The organism is Desulfovibrio sp. 3_1_syn3 (assembly GCF_000145315.2).
Classification (GTDB): domain Bacteria; phylum Desulfobacterota; class Desulfovibrionia; order Desulfovibrionales; family Desulfovibrionaceae; genus Desulfovibrio; species Desulfovibrio fairfieldensis.
Map to the genome: position 1 here is coordinate 1781591 of NZ_ADDR02000001.1, position 8410 is coordinate 1790000.

Here is an 8410-nt window from a genome sequence, read left to right on the forward strand (position 1 = left end):
CCATGAGCACCGCATGATAAAAAGCGGCTTTTCCCCGGAGATCTATCCGGGGAAAAGCCGCTTTTGCGTGCGGGGCGCGCCGGGTTCAGGCCTCGAAGTCCTTTTCTTCCAGATTTTGTTTGATTTCCGCGCGGGCGCGCTGCAGCAGCCCCCGCAGTTTTTCCAGGCTTTGTCCGTCCGCCGTGTTGGCGGCATACGATTGTTCAAGCGCAGCGGCGTGCGCCGAGAGGGCGTCCATGCCCAGTGTGGCCGCGACGCCATTCAGGCTGTGGGCCGCCAGGGCGGCTTCCGGCCATTGCCCGGCGGCGCTCAAATCCGCCAGAGTTTGCGGCAGGTGGGCATACTGCCGGGCAAAGTGTTTCAGCTGTTTCACCAGCAGTTGTTCGTTGCCGCCCACATAAAAGAGTCCTTTCTCCCAGTCAAAAATCCTCCCGGCATCGGCATTCGCCGGGGCCGAACAGGCCGGGGCGTGGTCCGCCGCGTGCGCCGCCTGCTCATACGGTTTTACCCATTTGATCAGGATCCGGGCCAGCATATCGGGATCTATGGGCTTGGTGATATGATCGTCCATGCCCGCGTTCCGGCTTTTTTCCCTGTCTTCTCGCATGGCATGGGCCGTCATGGCGATGATCGGCGTTGGTTCCGCGCCGTCGTCGGCTTCCTGCGCGCGCAGACGGCGCGCCGCCTCAAGGCCGTCCATGACCGGCATCTGGATGTCCATGAAAATGATGTCGAATGTTTTCGCCTTGCAGGCATTGACGGCATTGAGCCCGTTCTCGGCCAGGGTCACGCTCATGCCCATGCGTTCCATCAGGCTGCTTGCCACTTCCTGGTTGATTTCATTGTCCTCCACCAGGAGAACACGGGTGCCGCGCCGCTGGGAGAGTGCGCCGTCCTCGGTCCCGTCCATATCCGCAAGGCGCGGCGAGGCGGGATTTTTCCCCAGAGCTTTCAGGATGGTGTTCCAGAGCGTCACGGGATTCACGGGCTTGACCAGAAAGCCCGCGAAATGCAGATTTTCGCCCTTTTCCCGGTAAGCCTCCAGTCCGTGCGCGGAAATCATCAGCAGCTGCGGGATGCTCTCCAGCGGCAGTTTATGGATATTGTCGGCGACTTCCATGCCGTTCATGCCCGGCATCTTCCAATCCAGCAAAACCAGGGAATACGGCGTATCTGTTCGGGCCGCCCGCACAAGGCGATCCAGGGCCTCCTGCCCGGAGGCGACCGCATCCACACGGAATCCGAAGTGGATCAGGACCTCCTGAAGGATGGTCCGCGCCGCCTCGCAGTCATCCACCACCAGCAGGCGTTCCGCGCCCGCCGGATCCGGCGGATCCGGATTGTCCCATGCGTGCCGGACCGGCCGATAAGGAAGCGTCAGACTGAAAGAAAACGCGCTGCCTTTGCCGGGTTCACTGCGCACTTCAAGCTCGCCGCCCATCATCCGCACAAAGCGCTGGCAGATGACCAGGCCGAGCCCTGTTCCCCCGTATCTACGGGTGATGGAGCCGTCGGCCTGTTCAAAGGGCTTGAACAGGCGCGCCAGCTCTTCCTCCGTCAGGCCGATGCCCGTATCGCTCACGGATATGCCCAGGGTGATCGTGTCCGCGCCCCGGCCCAGTTCTTCGATGCGCAGCACCACCCGCCCTTTTTCCGTGAACTTGACGGCATTGCCCAGAAGGTTGGTGAGCACCTGCGTCAGCCGCAAAAGGTCGCCTTCCACAGTGACAAAGACATTGGGGTCCACGTGAAAAAGCACTTCGATATTTTTGCCGCCCACCAGGGCTCCGCACAGATCACTGAGATTTTCCACCAATTCCTGTAAGGCGAAGGCTTCGTTTTGGAGCGTCATTTTCCCGGCTTCGATCTTGGAGACATCCAGGATGTCGTTGATGATGCCTAGAAGCCCGCGCCCGGCTGAAAGGATTTTGCGCAGATAATACAGCTGCTTGTTTTCGTGCGTGGTTTGCAGACAGAGATAGGTTATGCCCAGAATGGCGTTCATGGGCGTGCGGATTTCATGACTCATGCGCGCCAGAAAGTCGCTCTTGGCTCTGGAGGCTTCCTCGGCCTGTTCTTTGGCCGCCAGGGCGTTTTTTTCCGCCTCGCGCAGGTCCGAGGTGCGTTGTTCGACCTTGCTCTCCAAGGTGGCGGCAAAAGCGCGGAGTTCCTTTTCGGCGCTGTCGCGCCGGGCGATATTTTGGAGAAGCGCATGGCCCCCCCAGAGAAAAAGCAACAGCACGACCACGCCCGCCGTGGAAAAACCCGCCAACAGCGTTCGTTTGACGGCCGCGTCGCCGGTTGCCATACGGCTGGTGGCCACTTCCGAGCTGATGCCCCCGATGATGTCGCCCACTTTGTAGCCCTGCGTCGTGTGGCAGGCCAGGCAGCTTTGCTCCACCCTGAGCGCGGCCATATAGCGCAGCACCTGGCCTTTTTGGGGATCTCCGCTCAGGATAAAGTATTCCTTGCCGCCGCGCCGTTCAATGTCCTCAAGCGCGGCGGCCTCCCAGGGAATGGCCTGGTTGGCCGGGTTGACGGGCTTGGCGCTGACAAGCCTGCTGGGAATGTCGCTGTGTTCGCGCCAGAGTTCATGTACCAGGCGCGTCACATAGGCCGGATTCATCCTGGTGACCCGCATGCCGCCGGGCAGGGTGAAATCGCGCCTTGCTTCGGGCAGCCAGGGATTGGGCGGCGTTGCCGGGGTCACCGGCGCGTAGATGCCGCCCAGACCGGCGACCCATTTGCGCATGATGATGTCCTTGTCCGAAGCGGTCTGTGCCAGCAGATAGCTGCGCTGCTCGGCCTGCTCGCGCAGGATGTCGGATATTTCCAGGTAGACGAGACTGATGCCGATCAGGATGCCCAGGCCCAGCAGGCCGAAAGTCAGAAAGAAATTGCGCTGGTCCCGGGAAAGGCGCTTCAGCGTGTCGATGGAAATTGCCATGCGCTCTGCTCCTGGCACTGCCTGCGGAATGTGAGGCCGCTTTCGTGTCTCATTTCCAAGCGTTTTCATCTGAAATTATCAAAAAGGCAAGTGCCGCAGCGCATAATTTCCGTTGGGACCGGGTGCCCGGCTTGTGTGCGGCTCCGTCGGGCTCATCGTCTGGCGGCCTTTTGCCGTCGGAACGGAAGCCGTGCTCCATGAGCGCGCGGCTCAAGACCAAGCGTATGGCTTCCTCCTTGCGCGTGGTAAAAAAACGGGAAGCGGCCGGATACATTGAGCAACGCGGACGGGCAAAGAACTGTCCGTCCGCTAGGTGCCTGTTGACACTATGCTTTTTTGCCCGCTCGCTACGTGCGGCAGCCGTTGTCCGAAGGACTTACGGATGGCGAAAGTAATTGCATGGAACAGTCTGTGCCGTTACGCATGCTGTCTTCATCCGTAGCTAGCGTTGCTGTTTTTATCCGTACGGCTCACAAGTTCGCCTACGGCTAAGGCTCCTGCGTCGCAACGGCTGAAGCCAGATTTCACCTGCTTTTTCGGTCGAGTACCAAAAGAGTACACTCCCTCAAAGCAGGCTTATCTTCCTTGCGAGCGAACAAAAATTCTATAGTGCCAACAGGCCCTAAAGGGAGGACACGATTGCTTTCCCCCGGCGGGGCGGGTAAAGTCGGTATATTGCAGTCCGAACCTTTAACCGCCCGTGAGACGACATTAACTTTTATAATAGCCATAGTCAATATAAAAATATCTATTCGGCTTTAATAAAGTTGGCATAGCCCATGATCCGTGCGCTGGACTGGGCCCTGCTTCGGTTCGCGGACGAAACTGCTGGAAGCCTATGACCATTGGTGAAAGGCTGAAGCTCGTCCGAGGTTCTGTTTCCCAGGACGAATTCAGCAAACGGCTCGGTGTGAGCAAAGCAGCGGTGGGCGCGTATGAGCGCAACGCTCAGATGCCGGGCTCGACTTTTATTATAGCCGTATGCGATCGTTATAATATTGAACCCCGCTGGCTGCTGACAGGCGTGGGACCCATGCGCTCAGGCGCGGAGGCTGCCCCTGGCGTTTCGGGCGCGTTGCCGTCTTCGGCAGCTCTTTCCGGAGCGGTGGAGGCAGGTTGCGCGCGCTGTCTGAAGTTGGAGGAAAAGCTGAACCGGACGGAACACCAGCGAGACGACGCGGTGGAACAGCTCCGCCGGACTTGGGATGAAAACCGCCAGCTCTGGCGGCAGAACGCGGACCTGCGTGAACGACTGGCCCGCCTGGAAGAGCGTTTTATCGGTAAAGGGCCTGTGGAACTTTCTGAACGAGCCGGTTGAAGCAGTCAGCCGGAAGGATCTGCTCTGCAGATCCTTGCCATGAAATACGGGTAGGCGGCTTTTGCTCGCCGTAAACGAGTATTTCAAGGTTACATGGTGTAAGGTTCGTCCGGATCAGGGATGGCGTTTCCCGGCTGTGCTTGCTGCGGCTTGCCGTTTAGCGCCGAAGACGCTATTGCTCTGCCTGCGCGATTCCGTTTCGCCGCTCGCGCGGCGGCGCAAGGAGATTTCTGTATGCCGAAAAACGCGGCTCTCATTCTGGCGGCGGGCAAGGGCACCCGCATGCACTCGGACCGGCCCAAGGTTTTGCAGACGATTCTGGGCGAGCCCATGCTGGCCTATGTGCGCGCGGCCCTGCGGCCGGTTTTTGCTGAAGATGTCTGGATGGTGGTGGGACACCGGGCCCAGATGGTGGAGGCGGCCTTTCCGGACGCCCGCCTGGTTTTCCAGACCGAACAGCTTGGCACGGGCCACGCTCTGATGCAGGCTCTGCCCGGGCTGACCGAAGCGGGCTGCACCCATCTGCTGGTGGTCAACGGCGACGCGCCGCTGCTCTCCGAAGCTCTGGTGCGCGATTTCCTGGCCGAGGCCGGGGGCGCGGACCTGGCCTTTGCCACCATCCTGCCGGATAATCCCGGCGCGTACGGCCGGGTGGTGCGCAAGCAGGGCCGGGTGCTCGGCATCGTGGAGGCCAAGGATTACGATCCGGCCCGCCACGGCCCGGAAAGCGGCGAAGTCAACGCGGGCATGTACTGGCTCAGCCTGGCCGCCGTGGAGACGCTGCTGCCGCGCCTGAACAACGACAATAAGAGCGGCGAATATTACATCACGGACATCATTGGTCTGGCCGTGGCGGAAAATTACACGGTGCGCGGCGTGGAATGCGGCCGGGACGACAGCCTGCTGGGCGTCAACTCCCCGCTGGAGCTTTCCCGCATGGAAGAAATGCTGCGTGCACGCACGGCGGAACAGCTGCTGGCCTCGGGCGTGATTCTGCACGCGCCGGACCTGGTCCGAGTGAGTCCCCTGGCCCGGGTGGAGCCAGGCGCGGAACTGAGCGGCCCCTGTGAAATCTGCGGCAGGACCGAGATCCGGCGCGGCGCGTCCGTGGCCTCGCACTGCGTTGTGCGCGACTCTCTGATCCGCGAGGGCGCGGAAATCCGCGCTTTTTCGCACCTGGAGGATGCCCGTGTGGGCGAGGGCGCGCTGGTGGGGCCTTTCGCGCGGCTGCGCCCCGGCGCGGAACTGGAAGCCGACTCCCACGTGGGCAACTTCGTGGAGCTGAAAAAGACCCGCCTGGGCAAGGGGGCCAAGGCCAACCACCTCAGCTATCTGGGCGACGCCCGGATCGGCGCGGGCGCGAATATCGGCGCGGGCACCATCACCTGCAATTACGACGGCAAGCACAAGTACCAAACCAACATCGGGGAAAAAGCCTTTATCGGCAGCAATACCGCCCTGGTGGCCCCGGTCAGCGTGGGCGACAACGCCTTGGTGGGCGCGGGTTCGGTCATCACCAAGGATGTGCCCAACGGCGAAATGGGCATAGCCCGTGGGCGGCAGAAGAATTTACCGCGCAGGGGATAGCGGGATGGCGCGGTGCTGTGGCGCAAGGGGCTGGCTGTCGCCATCCGTAACGCCCCTTGGGCGTAACGGCTGCCGCAGCCCGTGGGCGGCAGAAGAATTTACCGCGCAGGGGATAGAGCAAAGTAACTTTGAAAAGTTGATCTGCTCTATGAGGTGAGGACGCCATATCCCATATCGCCGCGTGACGCCATTCCGCAACCTTTCCCGCACATATCGCCGCTGCCCGCGAAGCCACGGGCGGCGGCTTTTTTTATCCGCCCGGGCCATCCTTTCTTGCCAAGGTCGGGGGGCGGTGCTATCTAAAAGTCATGGAACTTCTGGAGCAGCTTGAAGCGCAGGTTGCGGAGCTTTTGGCCCGCTTGGACCGCCTCAGGGCGGAGAATACGCGTCTTCATGCCGAAGCCTCCGCCATTGTGGCGGAAAAGGCCGTTCTGGAAGAGGAAAACCGCAAGCTGCATGACTCTCTGGCGCAGGAAGAAAATCTGCGCGTCGAAGCGCTCAAGCGCATTGACGCCCTGTTGCACAGGATTCAAGAGCATGACAGCGTTGAGTAGGTTTTTGTGAGTCAGGAAAACATCAACCTTACTGTTCTCGGGCTTGATATCGCATTCAAGCCGGGTGCCGACATGGAGCGGGTGCAACGTGCCGTGCGGTTGGTGGAAGAACGGTTTGCAGACCAGAAACTGAGGTCCCACGGAGGGCAAAGCAAGGATATTTTGCTGACCTTCCTGGCCCTTGGCCTGGCGGATGATCTGTTGCAGTCGAAGAAAAGGCTGGGTGATGTGCAGAATCGCATCAATTCCCTGCTTTCCAAAATAGAGGAGTCCGTGTAGACTCTTTTGACGATTTCCCTGGGGTGTGCGTGATTTATGCCTCGGTGCTAACCTGACAAGCATAAAAATGGGTGCCGTCTCTGCTTTTTGTGTGCATGCCCGCGTTACGCGGGAAGCCTGAGAAAAGCATACGGGTGCCCGACCTGGGAAACCAGGTTCTGCACCGCAGACATGACACGGCGCTCTGGGGATTACGCCAGTCTTTTCTACGGATTGTTCATAACGGGCGGATTTATTTCGGGCCGCTCTCTTCGCGCAACGCATCCTTCGTGCCGGTATTCTCCGGTAGCCAGCCACAGGGTCCAAGCTCTCCGGGCAATCCGCTGCGGCGGTCGCGGTTTTTCGCGGCTGCCGGTGTCTGCCGGGCGCCATGCCCGTATTCATAAAGAGAGGCTGGTTTCATGGATCTTTTGTTCATTTTCGCGCTTGCGGCGGCCGTCCTGGTGGGGGTGTCGGCCGGCGCGCTGGTTCACCGCCGGGTGACCACCAAGCGCATCGGCGACGCCGATGAGTTGGCCAAGCGCATTGTGGAAGAGGCCCGTAAGGAGGCCCAGGCCCAGAAAAAGGAGATTTTGCTCCAGGGCCAGGATGACTTGTTCAATCAGAAACGCGAGCTGGAAAACGAATTCAAGGAGCGGGAACGCGACGTCAAAATCCGGGAGCGCAAGCTGGACGAGCTGGGCGGCCGCCTTGAGGAAAAATTGGAAAAGGCCACCGAGAAGGAGCATGAGCTCCTGGGCACGGAAAAGGATCTGGCCCGCAAGGAACGCCAGTTGGCCGAATCCGAGGAATTTTTGCAGGCCCGCATTGAGGAGCAGGAGCAGAGGCTGGCCCAGATCGCGGGCTTCACCGCCGAGGAGGCCAAGACGCGCCTTTTCTCGGAAATTGAGGCGAAAACCCGCCACGAATCGGCACGGATGATCCGCCAGATCGAAATGGAAGCCCGCGAAACCGCCGACCGCAAGGCCAAGGAAATCCTCTGCAACGTCATCCAGCGGTATGCCGGCGACTATGTGAACGAGCAGACGGTCACCGCCGTGCCCCTGCCCAGCGAGGACATGAAGGGCCGGATCATCGGCCGCGAGGGCCGCAATATCCGTGCTCTGGAGGCCGCCACCGGCGTGGACCTGATCATTGACGACACGCCGGAGACCGTCATCCTTTCCGCCTATAGTCCCCTGCGCCGCCAGGTCGCCAAGATGGCTCTGGAGCGCCTGATCCAGGACGGCCGCATTCACCCGGCCCGCATTGAGGATATCGTCCAGAAGTGCGAGCAGGAGCTGGACACCCAAGTGCGCGAAGTGGGCGAGCAGGCCACTTTCGACGCCGGAGTGCACGGCATTCATCCTGAAATCGTGCGCCTGCTCGGGCAATTGCGTTACCGCACTTCCTTTACCCAGAACGTGCTCCAGCACTCGCTGGAAGTCTCCGCGCTCTGCGGCATGATGGCCGCAGAGCTGGGCATGGACGTCAAAAAAGCCAAGCGCGCCGGCCTGTTGCATGACATCGGCAAGGCCGTGGACCACGAGGTGGAGGGGCCGCACGCCCTGATCGGCGCGGATCTGGCCAAAAAGTATAACGAGAGCCAGGAAATCATCCACGCCATCGCCGCCCACCACGAGGATCAGCGACCCTCCACGGCCCTGGCCGTGCTGGTGCAGGCCGCGGACTCCATTTCCGGGGCGCGGCCCGGCGCACGCAAGGAATTGCTGGAGAATTACGTCA

6 protein-coding genes, 1 other RNA gene and 1 pseudogene (1 of these 8 only partly in view) are annotated in these 8410 nt (G+C 60.8%); 7 read left to right on the forward strand and 1 reads right to left on the reverse strand.

Features of this window, described 5'->3' with window-relative positions; translation table 11 throughout:
* Window positions 1-85 precede the first annotated feature (85 nt).
* Window positions 86-2947: a response regulator gene (locus HMPREF0326_RS07530; protein ID WP_020990393.1), complete on the reverse strand. Its 2862-nt coding sequence runs from the start codon at window positions 2945-2947 to the stop codon at window positions 86-88.
* An 838-nt stretch (window positions 2948-3785) separates the two neighbouring features.
* Here HMPREF0326_RS07530 and HMPREF0326_RS17385 point away from each other — a divergent pair.
* The 7 genes and pseudogenes from HMPREF0326_RS17385 to rny all read left to right on the forward strand — a co-directional run.
* Window positions 3786-3950, forward strand: a pseudogene (locus tag HMPREF0326_RS17385) (helix-turn-helix domain-containing protein); the annotation flags it as partial.
* Window positions 3951-3980: 30 nt separating this feature from the next.
* On the forward strand, window positions 3981-4265 hold the full coding sequence (locus tag HMPREF0326_RS17390; protein ID WP_232224943.1) for a hypothetical protein: 285 nt from the start codon (window positions 3981-3983) through the stop codon (window positions 4263-4265).
* 234 nt (window positions 4266-4499) lie between these two features.
* Entirely contained in the window at window positions 4500-5852 is a 1353-nt protein-coding gene (glmU, locus tag HMPREF0326_RS07545) for a bifunctional UDP-N-acetylglucosamine diphosphorylase/glucosamine-1-phosphate N-acetyltransferase GlmU (protein WP_008685522.1), read from the forward strand.
* A gap of 308 nt (window positions 5853-6160) precedes the next feature.
* Window positions 6161-6406, forward strand: coding sequence for a cell division protein ZapB (gene zapB / locus HMPREF0326_RS07550; RefSeq protein ID WP_008685523.1), 246 nt, complete (start codon window positions 6161-6163; stop codon window positions 6404-6406).
* 6 nt (window positions 6407-6412) lie between these two features.
* Window positions 6413-6685, forward strand: a complete 273-nt coding sequence (gene zapA, locus HMPREF0326_RS07555; protein ID WP_008685524.1) for a cell division protein ZapA — start codon at window positions 6413-6415, stop codon at window positions 6683-6685.
* Between the two features lie 12 nt (window positions 6686-6697).
* Window positions 6698-6880: non-coding RNA, 6S RNA (gene ssrS, locus HMPREF0326_RS15990), on the forward strand.
* Between the two features lie 206 nt (window positions 6881-7086).
* Window positions 7087-8410, forward strand: the 5' portion of a protein-coding gene (gene rny / locus HMPREF0326_RS07560; protein WP_008685525.1) for a ribonuclease Y. Its footprint extends 236 nt past the window's final position; 1324 of the gene's 1560 nt are visible here — the first part of the coding sequence; its start codon is at window positions 7087-7089; its stop codon lies off the right edge, out of view.

What these genes read in the sequence shown, in the direction of transcription:
- HMPREF0326_RS07530 (WP_020990393.1), bottom strand. Translation starts at nt 2,947, where the DNA reads ATGGCAATTTCCATCGACACGCTGAAGCGCCTTTCCCGGGACCAGCGC.
- HMPREF0326_RS17390 (WP_232224943.1), top strand. Translation starts at nt 3,981, where the DNA reads ATGCGCTCAGGCGCGGAGGCTGCCCCTGGCGTTTCGGGCGCGTTGCCG.
- glmU (WP_008685522.1), top strand. Translation starts at nt 4,500, where the DNA reads ATGCCGAAAAACGCGGCTCTCATTCTGGCGGCGGGCAAGGGCACCCGC.
- zapB (WP_008685523.1), top strand. Translation starts at nt 6,161, where the DNA reads ATGGAACTTCTGGAGCAGCTTGAAGCGCAGGTTGCGGAGCTTTTGGCC.